16 protein-coding genes, 2 tRNA genes and 3 rRNA genes are annotated in these 20,372 nt (G+C 52.1%); 11 read left to right on the top strand and 10 right to left on the bottom strand.

Annotation, left to right across the window (positions count from 1 at the left end; genetic code table 11):
* Window positions 1-36: 36 nt before the first annotated feature.
* The 6 genes from proS to metN form a co-directional block, all read right to left on the bottom strand.
* Window positions 37-1,755 (bottom strand): proline--tRNA ligase, encoded by a 1,719-nt coding sequence (proS, locus tag GBC03_24850; protein ID QFS73201.1) that lies wholly within the window; start codon window positions 1,753-1,755, stop codon window positions 37-39.
* Window positions 1,756-1,865: 110 nt separating this feature from the next.
* Window positions 1,866-2,573: a tRNA (N6-threonylcarbamoyladenosine(37)-N6)-methyltransferase TrmO gene (tsaA, locus tag GBC03_24845; protein ID QFS73200.1), complete on the bottom strand. Its 708-nt coding sequence runs from the start codon at window positions 2,571-2,573 to the stop codon at window positions 1,866-1,868.
* A complete protein-coding gene (gene rcsF, locus GBC03_24840) occupies window positions 2,570-2,974 on the bottom strand; it encodes an Rcs stress response system protein RcsF (GenBank protein ID QFS73199.1) in 405 nt (134 codons plus the stop codon). Before rcsF ends, tsaA begins: the two co-directional genes overlap by 4 nt.
* Window positions 2,975-3,092: 118 nt before the next feature.
* The gene (gene metQ / locus GBC03_24835; protein QFS73198.1) at window positions 3,093-3,908 is read right to left on the bottom strand and encodes a methionine ABC transporter substrate-binding lipoprotein MetQ; all 816 of its coding nucleotides are present in this window, start codon (window positions 3,906-3,908) and stop codon (window positions 3,093-3,095) included.
* A 39-nt stretch (window positions 3,909-3,947) separates the two neighbouring features.
* Complete coding sequence (gene metI, locus GBC03_24830; protein ID QFS73197.1) at window positions 3,948-4,601, bottom strand: methionine ABC transporter permease MetI; 654 nt, start codon at window positions 4,599-4,601, stop codon at window positions 3,948-3,950.
* Window positions 4,594-5,625 carry a methionine ABC transporter ATP-binding protein MetN gene (gene metN, locus GBC03_24825; protein QFS73196.1) on the bottom strand — a complete coding sequence of 344 codons (1,032 nt, stop codon included), beginning with the start codon at window positions 5,623-5,625 and terminating at the stop codon, window positions 4,594-4,596. Before metN ends, metI begins: the two co-directional genes overlap by 8 nt.
* Before the next feature lie 189 nt (window positions 5,626-5,814).
* Between metN and gmhB the strand changes: the two genes are divergently transcribed.
* The 7 genes from gmhB (at window position 5,815) to dkgB (ending at window position 12,906) form a co-directional block, all read left to right on the top strand.
* On the top strand, window positions 5,815-6,381 hold the full coding sequence (gmhB, locus tag GBC03_24820) for a D-glycero-beta-D-manno-heptose 1,7-bisphosphate 7-phosphatase (GenBank protein QFS73195.1): 567 nt from the start codon (window positions 5,815-5,817) through the stop codon (window positions 6,379-6,381).
* 369 nt (window positions 6,382-6,750) lie between these two features.
* A 16S ribosomal RNA gene (locus tag GBC03_24815) occupies window positions 6,751-8,302 on the top strand.
* Between the two features lie 75 nt (window positions 8,303-8,377).
* Window positions 8,378-8,453: transfer RNA gene (locus GBC03_24810), tRNA-Glu, on the top strand.
* A gap of 223 nt (window positions 8,454-8,676) precedes the next feature.
* Window positions 8,677-11,604 (top strand): 23S ribosomal RNA (locus GBC03_24805).
* Between the two features lie 87 nt (window positions 11,605-11,691).
* Window positions 11,692-11,807, top strand: a 5S ribosomal RNA gene (gene rrf / locus GBC03_24800).
* The 16S, 23S and 5S rRNA genes sit together here with 2 tRNA genes alongside, the layout of an rRNA operon.
* A 54-nt stretch (window positions 11,808-11,861) precedes the next feature.
* Window positions 11,862-11,938 (top strand) — tRNA-Asp (locus tag GBC03_24795).
* A 164-nt stretch (window positions 11,939-12,102) separates the two neighbouring features.
* Window positions 12,103-12,906 carry a 2,5-didehydrogluconate reductase DkgB gene (dkgB, locus tag GBC03_24790; GenBank protein QFS73194.1) on the top strand — a complete coding sequence of 268 codons (804 nt, stop codon included), beginning with the start codon at window positions 12,103-12,105 and terminating at the stop codon, window positions 12,904-12,906.
* Window positions 12,907-12,927: 21 nt separating this feature from the next.
* Here dkgB and GBC03_24785 read toward each other — a convergent pair whose 3' ends face one another.
* Window positions 12,928-13,842 (bottom strand): LysR family transcriptional regulator, encoded by a 915-nt coding sequence (locus GBC03_24785; protein ID QFS73193.1) that lies wholly within the window; start codon window positions 13,840-13,842, stop codon window positions 12,928-12,930.
* 104 nt (window positions 13,843-13,946) lie between these two features.
* Between GBC03_24785 and GBC03_24780 the strand changes: the two genes are divergently transcribed.
* The 3 genes from GBC03_24780 to GBC03_24770 all read left to right on the top strand — a co-directional run bounded on the left by GBC03_24780 (window position 13,947) and on the right by GBC03_24770 (window position 16,904).
* Window positions 13,947-15,125, top strand: a complete 1,179-nt coding sequence (locus GBC03_24780; GenBank protein ID QFS73192.1) for an MFS transporter — start codon at window positions 13,947-13,949, stop codon at window positions 15,123-15,125.
* A gap of 131 nt (window positions 15,126-15,256) precedes the next feature.
* Entirely contained in the window at window positions 15,257-16,057 is an 801-nt protein-coding gene (locus GBC03_24775; GenBank protein ID QFS73191.1) for an endonuclease/exonuclease/phosphatase family protein, read from the top strand.
* A 76-nt stretch (window positions 16,058-16,133) separates the two neighbouring features.
* Entirely contained in the window at window positions 16,134-16,904 is a 771-nt protein-coding gene (locus GBC03_24770; GenBank protein QFS73190.1) for a methyltransferase domain-containing protein, read from the top strand.
* A gap of 48 nt (window positions 16,905-16,952) precedes the next feature.
* Here the strand turns inward: GBC03_24770 and mltD are convergent, their stop codons facing one another.
* Window positions 16,953-18,320, bottom strand: a complete 1,368-nt coding sequence (gene mltD, locus GBC03_24765) for a murein transglycosylase D (GenBank protein ID QFS73189.1) — start codon at window positions 18,318-18,320, stop codon at window positions 16,953-16,955.
* Window positions 18,321-18,391: 71 nt separating this feature from the next.
* Window positions 18,392-19,147, bottom strand: a complete 756-nt coding sequence (gene gloB / locus GBC03_24760) for a hydroxyacylglutathione hydrolase (GenBank protein QFS73188.1) — start codon at window positions 19,145-19,147, stop codon at window positions 18,392-18,394.
* A gap of 37 nt (window positions 19,148-19,184) precedes the next feature.
* On the opposite strand from gloB, the gene GBC03_24755 reads away from it, so the two are divergent.
* The gene (locus GBC03_24755) at window positions 19,185-19,907 is read left to right on the top strand and encodes a methyltransferase domain-containing protein (GenBank protein QFS73187.1); all 723 of its coding nucleotides are present in this window, start codon (window positions 19,185-19,187) and stop codon (window positions 19,905-19,907) included.
* Here the strand turns inward: GBC03_24755 and rnhA are convergent.
* Entirely contained in the window at window positions 19,904-20,371 is a 468-nt protein-coding gene (gene rnhA / locus GBC03_24750) for a ribonuclease HI (protein QFS73186.1), read from the bottom strand. The genes GBC03_24755 and rnhA overlap by 4 nt on opposite strands.
* Between the last annotated feature and the right edge of the window lies 1 nt (window position 20,372).

Genomic DNA, 20,372 nt, shown 5'->3' with positions numbered 1-20,372 from the left:
AAAAAGAGGCCCTGAAAATCAGAGCCTCTTATGACATCAGCCTTTAATCTGTTTAACCAGATAGTTGACGATGTCGCCGGTTTTAATCAGCTGTTTCTCGCCATTGCGACGGTATTTGTATTCAATATCGTCGTTGTCGAGGTTACGGTCGCCCAGCACGATAGTGTGCGGAATACCGATCAGTTCCATATCCGCGAACATCACGCCAGGACGCTCTTTACGGTCATCCATTAGCACTTCAATGCCTTGCGCACGCAGCTCGGCATACAGTTTTTCAGCCAGTTCCTGCACGCGATAGGACTTGTGCATGTTCATCGGCAGAATCGCGACCTGGAATGGGGCGATGGCGTCAGGCCAGACGATGCCGCGATCGTCGTAGTTCTGTTCAATGGCAGCCGCCACTACACGTGTAACCCCGATACCGTAGCAGCCCATGGTCAGGATCTGATTGCGGCCATCTTCACCCTGAACGGAGGCTTTCATTGCTTCCGAATATTTGGTGCCCAACTGGAAGATGTGACCGACTTCGATACCGCGTTTGATAAGCAGCGTGCCTTTACCATCCGGGCTCGGATCGCCGGCGACAACATTACGGATATCAGCAATTTCTGGGGTTGCGACATCGCGATCCCAGTTGATACCGAAGTAGTGTTTACCATCCACGTTAGCGCCCGCCGCGAAATCACTCATTACAGCCACGGTACGGTCGATAATCACCGGCACCGGCATGTTCACCGGACCCAGGGAACCCGGACCGGCTTTCACCAGCGCGCGGATCTCTTCTTCGGTGGCGAACGTCAGCGGGCTGGCAACCTGCGGCAGTTTTTCCGCTTTGACTTCGTTCAGCTCATGATCGCCACGAACCAGCAGCGCGACCAGCGGAGACTTGCTGTCTTCCACTGCTTTTACCAGCAGAGTTTTAACGGTTTTTTCGACAGGCAGATTAAACTGTTCAACCAGCTCGGCGATGGTTTTCGCATTCGGCGTATCAACCAGCGTCATCTCCTGCGTTGCCGCGGCACGCGGTTCTTTCGGCGCAACAGCTTCAGCAAATTCAATGTTGGCCGCATAATCAGAGGAGTCAGAGAAGATCACATCGTCTTCACCGCTCTGCGCCAGTACCTGGAATTCGTGCGAGGCGCTGCCGCCGATAGAACCGGTGTCAGCCTGCACCGCGCGGAAATCCAGCCCCATACGGCTGAAGATCTTGCTATAAGCCGCGTACATCGCGTCGTAGGTTTCCTGCAGCGATTCCTGAGAAGTATGGAAAGAGTAGGCATCTTTCATCAGGAATTCACGGGAGCGCATCACGCCGAAACGCGGACGCACTTCGTCACGGAATTTCGTCTGAATCTGGTAGAAGTTCAGCGGCAACTGTTTGTAAGAGCTGAGCTCATTACGAATCAGGTCGGTGATCACTTCTTCGTGCGTTGGGCCGAGTACGAACGGACGCTCGCCACGGTCAACAAAACGCAGCAGCTCCGGACCGTACTGTTCCCAACGACCACTCTCTTGCCACAGGTCAGCAGGCTGAACGACTGGCATAGACACCTCGATGGCACCGGCGTTGTTCATCTCTTCACGCACGATGTTCTCGACTTTTTTCAGGACGCGCACGCCGGTCGGCAGCCAGGTGTATAACCCGGAGGCCAGCTTGCGGATCATCCCGGCGCGCAGCATCAGCTGATGGCTGATAACCTCGGCGTCGGCAGGTGTCTCCTTCAGAGTGGAGAGCAGGTATTGGCTAGTACGCATGTTGTTACGGTTCCAGTTGAACGATCGAACAGGCTCAATGCGAGCCTGACACAAAAAAAGTAACTCAGTTTACCAGCGAGAAAGGGATGTCAAAAGAGAAGGGCGTGAAATTAGCGGGGTTCTAGTGCAAAGACTTCGAAACCCGTCTCGGTTACGCGCCAGCGCACGTTGAAATCGTGCAGCCAGACGGCGTAGGTTTTGCCTGTCTCTTCCCCTTTCCGATAGGCTGGACGCGGGTCCTGCGCCAGCACATCGCGAATAAACGTTTTCAGCAGGGGGTAATGCTTTTCCAGCGCAGGAAACTGTTGTTCAATCTCGTCGGTAAAACTCACCGCCATTTCGGCCTGAGGTGCCTGTTGTGCGTAGCTGGCGGTTGCATCCGGCAAAGATTCCGCGAACGGCAGATAGGGCTTGATGTCGATGACCGGCGTACCGTCGACCAGATCCAGACTACCCAGTTGCAGAATAACCTGATCTTTCTGACAGACAATGCCTTTCAGTTCGACCAGCGACATACCGACGGGATTGGGGCGAAACGTTGAGCGCGTGGCGAATACGCCCATACGCGCGTTACCGCCAAGACGAGGCGGGCGCACGGTTGGGCGCCATCCCCCTTCCATCGTCTGATGGAAAACAAAGATCACCCATAAGTGGCTGAATGCTTCAAGACCGCGTACCGCATCGGCCTGATTATAGGGCGACAGCAGGTGCAGTTCGCCGTTGACGCTTTTTACCAGTCCTGGCTGGCGGGGAACGGCGAACTTCTCTTTGTAGGGCGAGCGAATGACACCGATTTGCTCAAACTGAAAATGACTCATTTAGCCGAGATGTTGAGCGCAGAACCAATACAGACGGCCTGACGATAGCAGCCTGGTGTCCCGCTGGTGACTTCACAGCTATGCAGTAAAACGGCATTGGCTTTCATTTTCGACGCATTAATCTGCATGCGTTTACGTGCCGTCGGGATGTTCGGCGGAGAGTCCTGATTAGAGGCCTGACAGGATTCACCGGTTACTTCGCCGAGATCGCGGAACGGCTTGCCGACCAGATCTTCAGCATTGGTGTAAATTCTGACGGGGACCGCGCGCGGCGCTTTCGGTTTTTCCGGCTCCGCTTTAGGCGGGGTTGCGGTGCTTTGAACGGGTTCAACAGGGGATCTGCTTAGCATAGAACAGCCGCTCAGCATGAGTGCCAATAAACAGATCGGTAAAGCACGCATAATATTTCCTCAATGAATGATCTAACTGTCACATATTGAATCAGGAGCTTGCATAAATGACAAGACGGGCAAACGCCCGTCCTGAATGATATTACAGATTGTGAAAAGCGCCTAAAAATTACCAGCCCTTAACAGCGCCACCGTTGAAGACTTTGTTTGCGGCTTCGTAAACTTCGTCAGACTGATAAGCCTGGACGAATTTCTTCACGTTCTCCGCGTCTTTGTTATCTTCACGGGTCACGATCAGGTTAACGTACGGGGAATCTTTATCTTCAACAAAGATACCGTCTTTTGCCGGCGTCAGGTTGATCTGGCTGGCATAGGTCGTGTTGATCACCGCCAGGGCAATCTGCGCATCATCAAGAGAACGCGGCAGTTGCGGGGCTTCCAGTTCGACGATTTTCAGATTTTTCGGATTTCCGACGATATCCAGTGAAGTCGGCAGCAGGCCTACGCCATCTTTCAGTTTGATCAAACCCACTTTCTGTAGCAGCAGCAGGGAACGGCCCAGGTTGGTCGGATCGTTCGGAACCGCTACCTGTGCGCCATCCTGAAGTTCATCCAGAGATTTGATTTTTTTTGAGTAGCCAGCAATCGGATAAACGAAGGTATTACCTGCGGCAACCAGTTTGTACCCGCGATCTTTGATCTGCTGATCCAGATACGGTTTGTGCTGGAAGGCGTTGGCATCGATATCGCCTTTGCTCAGCGCTTCGTTCGGCAGAACGTAGTCATTGAAGGTCACCAGCTCAACGTCCAGACCGTATTTTTCTTTTGCGACTTTTTGTGCGACTTCAGCAACCTGTTGTTCCGCACCGACAATCACGCCGACTTTGATGTGGTTTGGATCTTTTTCATCCTGACCGCAACCCACGAGTGCCAGTGAACCAATCAGGGCGCCTACTGCCGCAATGGTTTTGAATTTGAACGCCATGCTTATTTCCTTAATGTGATATTTGTGTTTTGTAGAACGTTACTTGTGCGTCACAGTCCGGACGATGCGATCGCCCGCGAACTGAATTAAATAAACCAGAACAACGAGTAATACCAGTACCGTATTCATAACAGTAGCATTGTATCCAATGTAGCCGTACTGATAGCCTATCTGTCCAAGACCGCCGGCACCCACGGCACCCCCCATAGCGGAATAGCCGACCAGTGTAATCAGCGTAATGGTCGCCGCGTTCACCAGCCCTGGTAGGGCTTCCGGCAGCAGCACTTTGCGTACAATTTGCAGCGGTGTTGCGCCCATTGCGCGCGAGGCTTCAATCAGCCCCGTCGGGATTTCGAGCAGGGCGTTTTCCACCATACGCGCGATAAATGGCGCAGCACCGACGGTGAGTGGGACAATCGCGGCCTGCAAACCGATTGACGTCCCGACAATTACGCGAGTGAACGGAATCATCCATACCAGCAGAATAATGAACGGAATCGAACGGAAGATGTTCACAACCGCAGACAGGGTGCGGTAGAGCTTCGCGTTCTCAATGATTTGTCCGGGGCGCGTCACGTATAGCAGTACGCCAACGGGTAGACCGATCACAAAACCAAAGAAACCCGATACGAAGGTCATCGCCAGCGTTTCCCAGACGCCACGAACCAGCAGCCACATCATCGGCTCAGACATAACCCAGTACCTCTACTTTTACATGGTGTTCTTGCAGCCAGGCAATTGCGGCCTGCGTTTCTTCTTGTGTGCCGTGCATTTCAGTCAGCATGATGCCGAACTTCACGCCGCCAGCGTAATCCATCTGCGCGCTGATAATGTTGTTATTCACGTTAAAGCGGCGCGCCGTTTCGGAAAGCAGCGGAGCATCAACCGACTGACCGGTAAATTCCATGCGTAGCATCGGGACGCTGTCGGCTGTCGATTCCGCCTTGAGCCGCGCCAGATAATCTTCCGGAATATCCAGGTGCAGCGTTGACTGAATAAACTTTTGCGCCAGAGGCGTTTTTGGGTGTGAAAACACTTCGCTGACGGTATCTTGCTCAATCAGTTCACCATTACTGATAACGGCCACGCAGTCGCAGATCCGCTTAACCACGTCCATCTCGTGCGTAATCAGCAGAATGGTCAGGCCAAGACGACGGTTAATGTCTTTCAGCAGTTCGAGGATGGAGCGAGTGGTGGCAGGATCCAGCGCGCTGGTGGCTTCGTCGCACAGCAGTACTTTGGGCTGGCTTGCCAGCGCACGGGCGATGGCGACACGCTGCTTCTGACCACCGGACAGGTTTGCAGGGTAGCTGTCGTGCTTATCACCCAGTCCCACGAGATCGAGCAGTTCTGTCACGCGACGCTTAACCTCTTCTTTCGGCGTGTTGTCGAGTTCCAGTGGCAGAGCGACGTTACCAAAAACGGTACGGGAGGACAGCAGGTTAAAGTGCTGGAAAATCATGCCAATCTGGCGACGCGCTTTGGTTAGCTCAGATTCAGATAGCGTGGTCAGCTCTTGTCCACCGACCTGAACGCTCCCTTCCGTCGGGCGCTCCAGCAGGTTTACGCAGCGGATCAGTGTGCTTTTACCGGCTCCTGAGGCACCGATAACGCCATAAATTTGTCCGGCAGGGACATGCAGGCTAACGTTGTTCAACGCCTGAATGGTGTGAGTCCCCTGATGGAACACTTTGGTGATACTCGAAAGTTTAATCATTGATTATTTATTATCGTAATGAAGTTACCGTGGCATTTTCGTCTGTCTGATGCGGTCAAAAGCCGTCAACAAAATGGATGTTAAGGCATCCAGACGTCTAAATCAATCAGGGTTTCTACGATGAGCACTTTCTTGCCTGCCGAAACATGCGATACTAGCGCTACATGCCTTATTCAGGAGCTATAAAAGGTGGCAAAGTCCGTACCCGCAATTTTTCTCGACCGTGACGGTACAATTAATGTCGATCACGGCTACGTACATGAAATCGACGAGTTCGAATTTATCGAAGGTGTTATTGATGCCATGCGCGAGCTTAAAACCCTGGGCTATGCGCTGGTGGTTGTCACCAACCAGTCAGGGATTGCGCGCGGCAAATTTACCGAAGCGCAGTTTGAGACATTAACAGAGTGGATGGACTGGTCGCTGGCCGATCGCGATGTCGACCTCGATGGTATCTATTACTGTCCGCACCATCCGCAGGGCAGCGTGGAAGAGTACCGCCAGGTCTGCGATTGCCGTAAACCGCATCCGGGGATGCTGATCTCGGCCCGCGATTTCCTGCACATTGATATGGCAGCGTCTTATATGGTGGGCGACAAATTAGAAGATATGCAGGCGGCTGCCGCGGCAGGAGTCGGGACAAAAGTGTTAGTTCGTACCGGCAAGCCGATCACCCCGGAAGCAGAAAATGCGGCCGATTGGGTATTAAATAGCCTTGCTGACCTGCCATCGGCGATCAAAAAGCAGCAAAAATAAGCATTGTGGTTAAAAGGTGAGCGGTTGAAATAAATCTGCATTTTTCCGCTTGTCTTCCTGAGTCGACCCCCTATAATGCGCCTCCATCGACACGGCGGATGTGAATCACTTCACAGAAAAACGCCAGTGAGATTGAAGAGAAAAATCCTGAAAAAAGATTGACTCTGAAAGAGGAAAACGTAATATACGGGACCTCGCGACAGAGCGCTAAAGCGCGTCGCAACTGCTCTTTAACAATTTATCAGACAATCTGTGTGGGCACTCAAAGTGACATGGATTCTTAATGTCTTCGGACAATAAATGAATACCAAGTCTCAAAGAGTGAACACGTAATTCATTACGAAGTTTAATTCTACGAGCATCAAACTTAAATTGAAGAGTTTGATCATGGCTCAGATTGAACGCTGGCGGCAGGCCTAACACATGCAAGTCGAACGGTAACAGGAAGCAGCTTGCTGCTTTGCTGACGAGTGGCGGACGGGTGAGTAATGTCTGGGAAACTGCCCGATGGAGGGGGATAACTACTGGAAACGGTAGCTAATACCGCATAACGTCGCAAGACCAAAGAGGGGGACCTTCGGGCCTCTTGCCATCGGATGTGCCCAGATGGGATTAGCTAGTTGGTGAGGTAACGGCTCACCAAGGCGACGATCCCTAGCTGGTCTGAGAGGATGACCAGCCACACTGGAACTGAGACACGGTCCAGACTCCTACGGGAGGCAGCAGTGGGGAATATTGCACAATGGGCGCAAGCCTGATGCAGCCATGCCGCGTGTATGAAGAAGGCCTTCGGGTTGTAAAGTACTTTCAGCGGGGAGGAAGGTGTTGTGGTTAATAACCGCAGCAATTGACGTTACCCGCAGAAGAAGCACCGGCTAACTCCGTGCCAGCAGCCGCGGTAATACGGAGGGTGCAAGCGTTAATCGGAATTACTGGGCGTAAAGCGCACGCAGGCGGTCTGTCAAGTCGGATGTGAAATCCCCGGGCTCAACCTGGGAACTGCATTCGAAACTGGCAGGCTTGAGTCTCGTAGAGGGGGGTAGAATTCCAGGTGTAGCGGTGAAATGCGTAGAGATCTGGAGGAATACCGGTGGCGAAGGCGGCCCCCTGGACGAAGACTGACGCTCAGGTGCGAAAGCGTGGGGAGCAAACAGGATTAGATACCCTGGTAGTCCACGCCGTAAACGATGTCTATTTGGAGGTTGTTCCCTTGAGGAGTGGCTTCCGGAGCTAACGCGTTAAATAGACCGCCTGGGGAGTACGGCCGCAAGGTTAAAACTCAAATGAATTGACGGGGGCCCGCACAAGCGGTGGAGCATGTGGTTTAATTCGATGCAACGCGAAGAACCTTACCTGGTCTTGACATCCACAGAACCTTGTAGAGATACGAGGGTGCCTTCGGGAACTGTGAGACAGGTGCTGCATGGCTGTCGTCAGCTCGTGTTGTGAAATGTTGGGTTAAGTCCCGCAACGAGCGCAACCCTTATCCTTTGTTGCCAGCGGTCCGGCCGGGAACTCAAAGGAGACTGCCAGTGATAAACTGGAGGAAGGTGGGGATGACGTCAAGTCATCATGGCCCTTACGACCAGGGCTACACACGTGCTACAATGGCATATACAAAGAGAAGCGACCTCGCGAGAGTAAGCGGACCTCATAAAGTATGTCGTAGTCCGGATTGGAGTCTGCAACTCGACTCCATGAAGTCGGAATCGCTAGTAATCGTGGATCAGAATGCCACGGTGAATACGTTCCCGGGCCTTGTACACACCGCCCGTCACACCATGGGAGTGGGTTGCAAAAGAAGTAGGTAGCTTAACCTTCGGGAGGGCGCTTACCACTTTGTGATTCATGACTGGGGTGAAGTCGTAACAAGGTAACCGTAGGGGAACCTGCGGTTGGATCACCTCCTTACCTTAAAGAACCTGCCTTTGTAGTGTCCACACAGATTGTCTGATGAAAAGTGAATAGCAAGGCGTCTTGCGATTGAGACTTCAGTGTCCCCTTCGTCTAGAGGCCCAGGACACCGCCCTTTCACGGCGGTAACAGGGGTTCGAATCCCCTAGGGGACGCCAGCGTTCAAACTGATGAGGTGCAAACCTCCCAGGGGACGCCACTTGCTGGTTTGTGAGTGAAAGTCACCTGCCTTAATATCTCAAAACTGACTTCAGAGTCATGTTTGAGATATTTGCTCTTTAAAAATCTGGATCAAGCTGAAAATTGAAACGACACACAGTTAATGTGTGTTCGAGTCTCTCAAATTTTCACAACACTGACGGTGTTTTACGAAACATCTTCGGGTTGTGAGGTTAAGCGACTAAGCGTACACGGTGGATGCCCTGGCAGTCAGAGGCGATGAAGGACGTGCTAATCTGCGAAAAGCGTCGGTAAGGTGATATGAACCGTTATAGCCGGCGATGTCCGAATGGGGAAACCCAGTGCAATTCGTTGCACTATCGTTAAGTGAATACATAGCTTAACGAGGCGAACCGGGGGAACTGAAACATCTAAGTACCCCGAGGAAAAGAAATCAACCGAGATTCCCCCAGTAGCGGCGAGCGAACGGGGAGCAGCCCAGAGCCTGAATCAGCATGTGTGTTAGTGGAACGGTCTGGAAAGGCCGGCGATACAGGGTGACAGCCCCGTACACAAAAGTGCATGTGTTGTGAGCTCGATGAGTAGGGCGGGACACGTGGTATCCTGTCTGAATATGGGGGGACCATCCTCCAAGGCTAAATACTCCTGACTGACCGATAGTGAACCAGTACCGTGAGGGAAAGGCGAAAAGAACCCCGGCGAGGGGAGTGAAAAAGAACCTGAAACCGTGTACGTACAAGCAGTGGGAGCCTCATTTATGGGGTGACTGCGTACCTTTTGTATAATGGGTCAGCGACTTATATTCTGTAGCAAGGTTAACCGAATAGGGGAGCCGAAGGGAAACCGAGTCTTAACTGGGCGTTAAGTTGCAGGGTATAGACCCGAAACCCGGTGATCTAGCCATGGGCAGGTTGAAGGTTGGGTAACACTAACTGGAGGACCGAACCGACTAATGTTGAAAAATTAGCGGATGACTTGTGGCTGGGGGTGAAAGGCCAATCAAACCGGGAGATAGCTGGTTCTCCCCGAAAGCTATTTAGGTAGCGCCTCGTGAACTCATCTTCGGGGGTAGAGCACTGTTTCGGCTAGGGGGTCATCCCGACTTACCAACCCGATGCAAACTGCGAATACCGAAGAATGTTATCACGGGAGACACACGGCGGGTGCTAACGTCCGTCGTGAAGAGGGAAACAACCCAGACCGCCAGCTAAGGTCCCAAAGTCATGGTTAAGTGGGAAACGATGTGGGAAGGCTCAGACAGCCAGGATGTTGGCTTAGAAGCAGCCATCATTTAAAGAAAGCGTAATAGCTCACTGGTCGAGTCGGCCTGCGCGGAAGATGTAACGGGGCTAAACCATGCACCGAAGCTGCGGCAGCGACACTATGTGTTGTTGGGTAGGGGAGCGTTCTGTAAGCCTGCGAAGGTGTGCTGTGAGGCATGCTGGAGGTATCAGAAGTGCGAATGCTGACATAAGTAACGATAAAGCGGGTGAAAAGCCCGCTCGCCGGAAGACCAAGGGTTCCTGTCCAACGTTAATCGGGGCAGGGTGAGTCGACCCCTAAGGCGAGGCCGAAAGGCGTAGTCGATGGGAAACAGGTTAATATTCCTGTACTTGGTGTTACTGCGAAGGGGGGACGGAGAAGGCTATGTTGGCCGGGCGACGGTTGTCCCGGTTTAAGCGTGTAGGTGTGTGTTCCAGGTAAATCCGGTTCACTCTAACACTGAGGCGTGATGACGAGGCACTACGGTGCTGAAGTAACAAATGCCCTGCTTCCAGGAAAAGCCTCTAAGCATCAGGTAACATCAAATCGTACCCCAAACCGACACAGGTGGTCAGGTAGAGAATACCAAGGCGCTTGAGAGAACTCGGGTGAAGGAACTAGGCAAAATGGTGCCGTAACTTCGGGAGAAGGCACGCTGATATGTAGGTGAAGTGATTTACTCATGGAGCTGAAATCAGTCGAAGATACCAGCTGGCTGCAACTGTTTATTAAAAACACAGCACTGTGCAAACACGAAAGTGGACGTATACGGTGTGACGCCTGCCCGGTGCCGGAAGGTTAATTGATGGGGTTATCCTTAGGGAGAAGCTCTTGATCGAAGCCCCGGTAAACGGCGGCCGTAACTATAACGGTCCTAAGGTAGCGAAATTCCTTGTCGGGTAAGTTCCGACCTGCACGAATGGCGTAATGATGGCCAGGCTGTCTCCACCCGAGACTCAGTGAAATTGAACTCGCTGTGAAGATGCAGTGTACCCGCGGCAAGACGGAAAGACCCCGTGAACCTTTACTATAGCTTGACACTGAACACTGGTCCTTGATGTGTAGGATAGGTGGGAGGCTTTGAAGTGTGGACGCCAGTCTGCATGGAGCCAACCTTGAAATACCACCCTTTAATGGCTGGTGTTCTAACGTGGGCCCGTAATCCGGGTTGCGGACAGTGTCTGGTGGGTAGTTTGACTGGGGCGGTCTCCTCCTAAAGAGTAACGGAGGAGCACGAAGGTTAGCTAATCCTGGTCGGACATCAGGAGGTTAGTGCAAAGGCATAAGCTAGCTTGACTGCGAGCGTGACGGCGCGAGCAGGTGCGAAAGCAGGTCTTAGTGATCCGGTGGTTCTGAATGGAAGGGCCATCGCTCAACGGATAAAAGGTACTCCGGGGATAACAGGCTGATACCGCCCAAGAGTTCATATCGACGGCGGTGTTTGGCACCTCGATGTCGGCTCATCACATCCTGGGGCTGAAGTAGGTCCCAAGGGTATGGCTGTTCGCCATTTAAAGTGGTACGCGAGCTGGGTTTAGAACGTCGTGAGACAGTTCGGTCCCTATCTGCCGTGGGCGCTGGAGAATTGAGGGGGGCTGCTCCTAGTACGAGAGGACCGGAGTGGACGCATCACTGGTGTTCGGGTTGTCATGCCAATGGCACTGCCCGGTAGCTAAATGCGGAAAAGATAAGTGCTGAAAGCATCTAAGCACGAAACTTGCCCCGAGATGAGTTCTCCCTGACCCTTTAAGGGTCCTGAAGGAACGTTGAAGACGACGACGTTGATAGGCCGGGTGTGTAAGCGCAGCGATGCGTTGAGCTAACCGGTACTAATGAACCGTGAGGCTTAACCTTACAACGCCGAAGATGTTTTGGCGGATTTGAGAGAATTTCAGTTCAGCTTGATAACAGATTATGTCACTTCGTGGAAGCGGGGTGATAAAACAGAATTTGCCTGGCGGCTGTAGCGCGGTGGTCCCACCTGACCCCATGCCGAACTCAGAAGTGAAACGCCGTAGCGCCGATGGTAGTGTGGGGTCTCCCCATGTGAGAGTAGGGAACTGCCAGGCATCAAATTAAGCAGTAAACTGGTGTAAAAATCAGTGGTTGTAGAAAAATTCGGTGGAGCGGTAGTTCAGTTGGTTAGAATACCTGCCTGTCACGCAGGGGGTCGCGGGTTCGAGTCCCGTCCGTTCCGCCACTTATTAAGAGCCCTGAGTTAACGCTCAGGGCTTTTTCTTTGTCTGAAATCCCATTATTGCTAAAAACGCAAAAATCCTCTGCTTTTTCCGCTCTTTTTCCGCACAACGTAAAACGTCATAATCCTCCCAGTTAACGAACACGATGAATTAAAGAGGAATTATTATGACTATCCCTGCATTTGGTTTAGGTACCTTCCGTCTTAAGGACGATGTGGTTATTGCATCTGTAAAAACGGCTCTGGAGCTCGGTTACCGCGCTGTCGATACTGCACAAATCTATGATAATGAAGCTGCAGTTGGTCAGGCGATTGCTGAGAGCGGTGTTCCGCGCAATGAACTGTACATCACGACCAAGATCTGGATTGAGAATCTGAGCAAAGACAAGCTGATCCCCAGCCTGAAAGAGAGCCTGAAAAAACTGCGTACTGATTATGTTGATTTGACGCTGATCCACTGGCCTTCTCCGAACGATGCCGTTTCGGTTGAAGAATTCATGCAGGCGCTGCTGGAAGCGAAAAAGCAGGGGCTGACGCGTGAAATCGGTATCTCTAACTTCACCATTCCGCTGATGGAAAAAGCCATTGCTGCGGTTGGCGCTGAAAACATCGCGACCAACCAGATCGAACTGTCCCCATACCTGCAAAATGGTAAAGTGGTTAACTGGGCGAAGGAGCACGGTATCCACATCACCTCTTACATGACGCTGGCGTATGGTAAAGCACTGAAAGATGATGTGATTGCCCGTATCGCAACGAAACACAATGCCACCGCTGCCCAGGTGATCCTGGCATGGGCAATGGGGGAAGGTTATTCGGTCATTCCGTCATCGACTAAGCGTGAAAACCTGGCGAGCAACCTGCTGGCGTTGGATCTGACGTTAGATGCCGAAGATAAAAAAGCGATCGCTGCTCTGGATTGCAACGATCGTCTGGTAAGCCCGGAAGGTCTGGCGCCACAGTGGGATTAATAGAGTAACCCCTGAGTGCCTTTAACCCTCTTTGACAGCTCCTCCGGGAGCTGTTTTTATATGTTCACTCAGAAAGTCGATAAAGGCTCGAATACGCGTACTCACGGCACGATCGCTGTAATAGACCGCGCTGAATGGCATCTCCACAGGCAAGCGTTTATTTGCCATCAGTTCCACCAGTTCACCCCGTGCGATTTCCCGATCAATCATATAGTCTGACAGGCAGGCAATGCCGTTTCCACTGAGGCATAGTTGTTTAAGCGTTTCGCCGCTGTTTGACGAAATTCCACATGCAATCTCGTGAAGTTGGCCATCGTTGCAGGCAATGGGCCAGGTGTTTAGCGACACGGGTTCGGTGAAGCCCAGACACAGGTGTTCCTTCAGTTCTTCGACCGTTTCTGGCCTACCAAAGCGATCAAGGTAGTCTGGCGAGGCGATAATCTTCCGATAGCTGGTAAATAGCGGTCGGGCGCGCAGACTGGAATCCGTCAGCGTGCCCGCCCGGATTGCAACATCGACTTTCCTCTCGATCAGGTTGATGAAGGTTTCAGAGGAGACAAGAGAAAGGGTAATTTCCGGATAACGTTCGCGGAAAGGCTTTATTAACGGCATCAGAAAGTGCAGCATCACCGGCGTGGCGGCGTCAATACGCAGCACACCGCGTGGAGTATTGCGTGTCTCCATGATTTCCGTCTCTGCTGCCGCCATCTCCTGTAACAAAGACTGGACGCGGCGAAAATAACGTTCGCCTTCTTCTGTCAGACTGAGTTGCCGCGTCGTCCGGTTGAGTAAACTCACGCCGAGCTTCATTTCCAGCTTTTTGACCGCCCGGCTTACCGCAGAGTTTGCCTGACCTAACTGTTCCGCCGCCCGGCTGAAACTTCCGCTTTCTACCACGGAAACAAAAATGGCGAGTTCTTCTGAGGTTGCTTTCATTTTTGCACCTGAAGCAAAATTATATTGATATTTTGGATATTTTTGTTATTAAAACATCCCGGCATACTGCGTGTCATCCGAATACTGATGATATGGAGTGATTTATGCCTCTGGCGTTATTTGCGCTAACAATAAGTGCCTTTGCTATTGGCACAACCGAATTTGTGATTGTGGGTCTGGTGCCGACAATTGCCGAACAATTGGCCATCTCCCTGCCTTCTGCAGGAATGCTGGTTTCCATCTACGCTCTGGGCGTGGCGATTGGTGCACCGGTACTAACGGCGTTGACCGGTCGACTGCCGCGTAAGCAGTTGCTGGTTGCGCTGATGGTGCTGTTCACGGCGGGGAATTTGCTGGCATGGCAGGCACCTGGCTATATGACCTTGATTGCGGCCCGTTTGCTTACCGGTCTGGCTCATGGCGTGTTCTTCTCCATTGGTTCCACCATTGCCACCAGTCTGGTGGCAAAAGAGAAAGCGGCTTCAGCCATCGCTATTATGTTTGGTGGTCTGACTGTTGCTCTGGTAACCGGGGTTCCTCTGGGGACGTTCATCGGTCAGCATTTTGGCTGGCGCGAAACGTTCCTGGCGGTTTCAGTGTTAGGTGTTATTGCATTGATCAGCAGCCAGTGGCTTATTCCAGCGAACATCCCAGGGCGCGCGGCGGCGACACTGCGTGACCAGATGAGCGTATTAACGCACCCACGTTTGCTGATCATCTATACGATCACAGCGTTGGGCTATGGCGGCGTCTTTACCGCGTTTACCTTTCTGGCACCGATAATGCAGGATCTGGCCGGTTTCTCACCTGCCGCGGTGAGCTGGATCTTATTAGGCTATGGCGTATCGGTGGCGGTAGGCAACATCTGGGGAGGAAAACTGGCGGATAAACATGGCGCGGTGCCTGCACTGAAACTCATTTTCGCCGCACTGTTTGTCCTGCTGATCGTCTTTCAGTTTACTGCCTCTATGCAGTATGTCGCGCTGGCAACAGTACTGGTGATGGGGATCTTCGCCTTCGGTAATGTACCGGGCCTGCAGGTCTATGTGGTGCAAAAAGCCGAGCAATTTACGCCGAACGCGGTAGATGTGGCATCCGGACTTAACATCGCGGCCTTTAACATCGGGATTGCGATTGGTTCCGTTGTTGGTGGACAGACGGTGGAACACTTTGGTTTGGCACAGACTCCGTGGATTGGGGCGTTGATTGTGTTGGGGGCCTTTCTGTTGACAGGCGTTAGCGGTCGACTGGATAAACCCGCTCGCGTTGCCGTGCTGGGCTAAGGTCTTGATGTAAGCGCATGCTTACAAAACAATCTGCAATTGGTCGTTGAAAGTGTGAGCTAAAATCCCTATAACAGAAGAACCAGTCCGGCACCGGACTGGTTGACGTTACAGAGGTTTGAAAGTCAAAAGTGCGAAAAAACACCTATGCCATGCGCTATGTTGCCGGACAACCCGCTGAGCGGATTTTGCCGCCAGGGTCATTTTCGAGCATCGGCCAGGCATTACCCGCCGGGGCGCCGTTAAGCAGTGAAGATCGGATCCGTATCCTGGTGTGGAATATTTTTAAGCAGCAGCGAGCGGAATGGCTTTCGGTGCTGAAGAATTTTGGCAAAGATGCGCACCTGGTGTTGTTACAGGAAGCACAGACGACGCCGGAGCTGGTGAGGTTTGCGACGGCGAATTATCTGGCAGCCGATCAGGTTCCAGCATTTGTTCTGCCGCAGCATCCGTCAGGCGTGATGACGCTCTCATCTGCGCATCCCGTGTACTGTTGCCCGCTTCGCGAGCGTGAACCTATCCTGCGACTGGCGAAGTCGGCGCTGGTTACTGTCTATCCGTTACCAGATACGCGACTGTTGATGGTCGTTAACATTCATGCGGTTAACTTTAGTCTGGGGGTCGATGTGTATAGTAAGCAGTTACTTCCAATCGGTGACCAGATTGCGCATCACAGTGGGCCGGTGATTATGGCCGGAGATTTCAATGCCTGGAGCCGACGCCGCATGAATGCGCTGTATCGCTTCGCGCGTGAAATGTCGCTGCGGCAGGTACGTTTTACTGACGATCAGCGCCGTCGCGCGTTTGGTCGCCCGCTGGATTTTGTTTTTTATCGTGGCCTGAACGTCAGCGAGGCTTCTGTACTGGTCACGCGTGCATCCGATCACAATCCGCTACTCGTTGAATTCAGTCCCGGCAAACCTGAGCAGTAAGGTGTGTCAGGTCTGCCGTTGGGGCAGACCTGTAGTGGTGCTGCCCTTTATCTTGCAAACAACCAAGGACAGCATAATGACAACACACTCCCACCACGACAACGTCGAAAAGCAGTTTGGCTCCCAGGCTAACGCCTATTTAACCAGTGCCGTGCATGCGTCTGGTCGCGACTTACAGCGACTGGCTGAGCGTCTGTCTGCCTTCCCACAGGCCAGCGTACTGGACATGGGCTGTGGCGCCGGGCATGCCAGCTTTATCGCCGCTCAGAATGTGAAACAGGTGGTGGCTTACGATTTATCTTCGCAGATGCTCGAGGTCGTTGCACAGGCGGCAAAAGAGAAGGGATTAGCCAACATCACCACCAGGCAGGGGTATGCTGAAAGCCTGCCTTTTGAGGATGGCGTCTTTGATGTTGTCATCAGTCGTTACTCGGCGCATCACTGGCATGATGTCGGCAGAGCGCTGCGTGAAGTCAATCGGGTATTAAAACCGGGCGGTGTGTTGATTGTTATGGATGTGATGTCCCCAGGGCATCCGGTCCGCGATGTCTGGTTACAGACGGTTGAAGCCTTGCGCGACACCTCGCACGTTCGCAACTATTCCAGCGGTGAGTGGTTGGCACTGATGAATGACGCGAACCTGATTGTCGATTCGTTGATAACCGATCGTTTGCCGCTGGAATTCAGTTCATGGGTGGCGAGAATGCGTACGTCTGCTGAACTGGTGGACGCCATTCGCCTCTATCAGATGAGTGCCTCCGCAGAGGTGAAAACCTACTTCGCCTTACAGGACGAGGGATCGTTTACCAGCGATACAATCATGGCCGAAGCACATAAAGCGGCATAAATAAAAAAGGCACCGGGGGAAATCGGTGCCTTTTAATATTGCGAGCTATCAGGAGTCTGGCGTGTTGTTGTTTTTCACAAACAACGTCAGTTGATCGCCGGGCTTCAGATTGTCCGTATCGTTGTTCCAGCGCATGACATCTTTGATGTTAACGCCGTGACGTTTGGCAATGCTCGAAAGCGAATCGCCCTTACGTACACGATAGGTAATACTGTCGCTGTTTTTAGCCAGCAGTTGTGCACTGTTACCTGCACCGACCGTCAGACTTTGGCCCACTTTCAGCGTTGAACCGCGCAGTTTGTTCCACTGCTGCAGATCCTTCGTGCTTACGCCAAGACGTGAAGCAATGCCGGAAAGCGTATCGCCAGAACGAACGGTATAGCTACGGCTGTTCAGCGGAGTGTTATCTGCCACCAACGTAGACTGTACGGCTGCAATTTCGCCGGCTGCCAGAGATTCACGCAATTTCTCTGCATGCTTCTTTGGTACCATCACGTATTGCGGGCCGCTTGCGCCCAACGTGGAGCCTTTTACACCAGCATTAAATGTCTTCAGCTTGCTGACGGGAATACCCGCCATATCGGCAACCTGCGCCATTTCAACCGGACTGCTTAAACGAACACGCGCCAGCGCACGGCTTTCGTCTGTGGTTGGCAGACGTACGCCATAACGTTTGCTGTTCTTGAGAATATCACTCAGAGCCAGCATTTTTGGCACGTACAGCTTCGTTTCCTGAGGCAATGGCAACGACCAGAAATCGGTGGATTTCCCACGCGCTTTGTTCGTTTTAATCGCCTTCATGACCCGACCTTCGCCGCTATTATAAGCCGCAACGGTCAGCAGCCAGTCGCCGTCAAACATTTTGTTCAGACGCTGCATCATGTCGAGCGCTGCGGTTGTGGAAGCCACAACATCGCGACGCGCGTCATAACTGCGGGTCTGTTTTAAACCATAATTGCGCCCCGTGCTCGGAATGATCTGCCAGATGCCTGCGGCATTGGCGCCAGACGTCGCGTGAGGATCAAAAGCGCTCTCCACTATGGGTAGTAGTACCAGTTCCATCGGCATGTTACGTTTCTTAACTTGCCCGGCTATCCAGTACATATACGGCTCTGCCCGTAAAGTTACATCGTGGAGATAGCTCTTATTGCGTAAATATTTCTGTTTTTGTTCGCGAATCCGGTCATTTTCCGGAATTCCCATCTTTAGCTCGTCGCCAATGAAAGCCCACAGGTCTTGATCCGGCGCGAGGGACGTCCCATCGTCCATCCATCGTGCCTGACTCGTAAACTTTCCTGCTTCCCCTTGACCAGCTGCAGAAAGGCTCTGTGCGTGCTGTTGGACATTGCCGGCGTTTTGTGACGACTGGCAACCCACGAGCAGGACAGAGGCGAGTAAGATCGCTTTTGCCTTCATGTGTGTGTCAATAGTTGCTTAAAAGACGACCGATCATAACGGCGAAGTTTTGAAAAGGCAACCCGGAATTATCAGAAGCTGTCTTTCTTTGACCGTAACCAGGCAAATCGCTCTTCAGGGTGTTGCAATATTGTTTCTTTGTTAATTTCGTTAATTAAATCAATATCTTCAGTTCTTAAAAAAATATTATTTTTCCGCTCATTTTTCAGAATAACGGGTAGTGTTATTTGTTTTTTTACCCGTAACTCATTAACTTTACGATAATAATCATTTATGTACGAATCGTGCGGTAGTATGCTCAGTGCAAACGTTAAATTTGCTAAAGTATACTCGTGGGCGCAACAAATAAGCGTATCGTCAGGAAGTGCGGATATTTTTTTAAGTGATTGATACATCTGGCTAGCCGTACCTTCGAACAAGCGTCCACAGCCGCCGGAGAACAGCGTATCACCGCAGAAAAGATAAGGATGACTGAAGTAACAGATATGTCCTAAAGTGTGACCGGGTGTAGCAAATACAGTAAATTCATGCCCCAAAATGAGGGCGGAATCGCCATCTTCGACTATATGAGTGACCCCCTTATCTTGTGTCTCTGCCGGTCCGTAAACCACTAGTTTAGGAAAGTTCTGTACCAGTTCTTTCACGCCACCGACGTGGTCGTGATGATGGTGGGTGAGTAAAATGGCCTCTGGCTGCCACTGGTTTTCGGCAATGGCTTTTAACACCGGCGCGGCGTCACCCGGGTCCACGATCAGGCAACGTCCTTCATCATTACTCAGAACCCAGATGTAATTGTCCTGAAACGCCGGAATACTGTTAAGATTCATAAATTACCTCTCTATCTATGCATAACGGATGGTTGTGATGAAACCGGCAAGGAACCCTCAAACAGTCGTAGCACCCGATCGCTGGAGCGATTTGCCCTGGGGAGAGTACTATCGTGAGGCGCTGGAAAAACAGCTTAACCCGTGGTTTGCAAAAATGTATGGTTTTCACCTGCTTAAGGTGGGCAATTTGAGTGCGGAAATCAACTCAGAAGCCTGTGCGGTTTCACATCAGGTTAATGTTTCTGCCAAAGGCTCGCCGGTCCAGGTTCAGGCCGACCCGCTACATCTACCTTTTGCCGATAAATCTGTCGATGTCTGTCTGCTGGCGCACACGCTGCCCTGGTGCACCGATCCCCATCGCCTGTTGCGTGAAGCCGATCGGGTACTCATTGATGATGGCTGGCTGGTGCTGAGCGGATTCAACCCGGTCAGCCTGATGGGACTGCGCAAACTGGTGCCGGTACTGCGTAAATCTTCGCCTTATAATAGTCGTATGTTTACACTGATGCGGCAACTGGACTGGCTGTCGCTGCTGAATTTTGAGGTGCTGTACTATAGCCGTTTTCACGTATTGCCGTGGAAAAAGCAGGGGGGAAAGATGTTAAGCGCACACCTTCCCGCGCTGGGCTGTATGCAGGTGATTGTCGCGCGTAAGCGAACGATTCCACTTACGCTTAATCCGATGAAACAGAGCAAAGCGAAAGCGCGTATACCTCAGGCCGTCGGCGCGACCCGGCAGTATCGCAAGCCGGACGTTTAGGCTTCGGGCTGATAGCCAACATCTTCCTGAGTTGGGTTCATGGCGGCGGCACGGGCAAGTTCATCACAACGCTCGTTTTCCGGATGACCAGCATGGCCTTTTACCCATTCCCATTTGATCTGATGCTGACCGAGCGCGGCATCAAGACGTTTCCAGAGATCGACGTTTTTTACCGGCTTTTTGTCGGCGGTTTTCCAGCCGCGTTTTTTCCAGTTGTGGATCCATTGGGTGATCCCCTGGCGCACATACTGGCTGTCGGTGCTCAAAATGACTTCGCACTGTTCTTTCAGGGCTTCCAGGGCGACTATCGCTGCCATTAGTTCCATGCGATTATTGGTCGTGAGGGTATAGCCCTCATTAAAGGTTTTTTCGCGTCCGCGATAGCGTAAAATTGCACCGTAACCGCCCGGACCTGGATTGCCCAGGCACGAACCGTCGGTGAAAATTTCTACCTGTTTAAGCATC

This window comes from Citrobacter telavivensis (assembly GCA_009363175.1).
In the GTDB taxonomy this organism is placed as follows: Bacteria; Pseudomonadota; Gammaproteobacteria; order Enterobacterales; family Enterobacteriaceae; genus Citrobacter_A; species Citrobacter_A telavivensis.
This window is presented reverse-complemented; position numbering and strand designations above follow the sequence as displayed.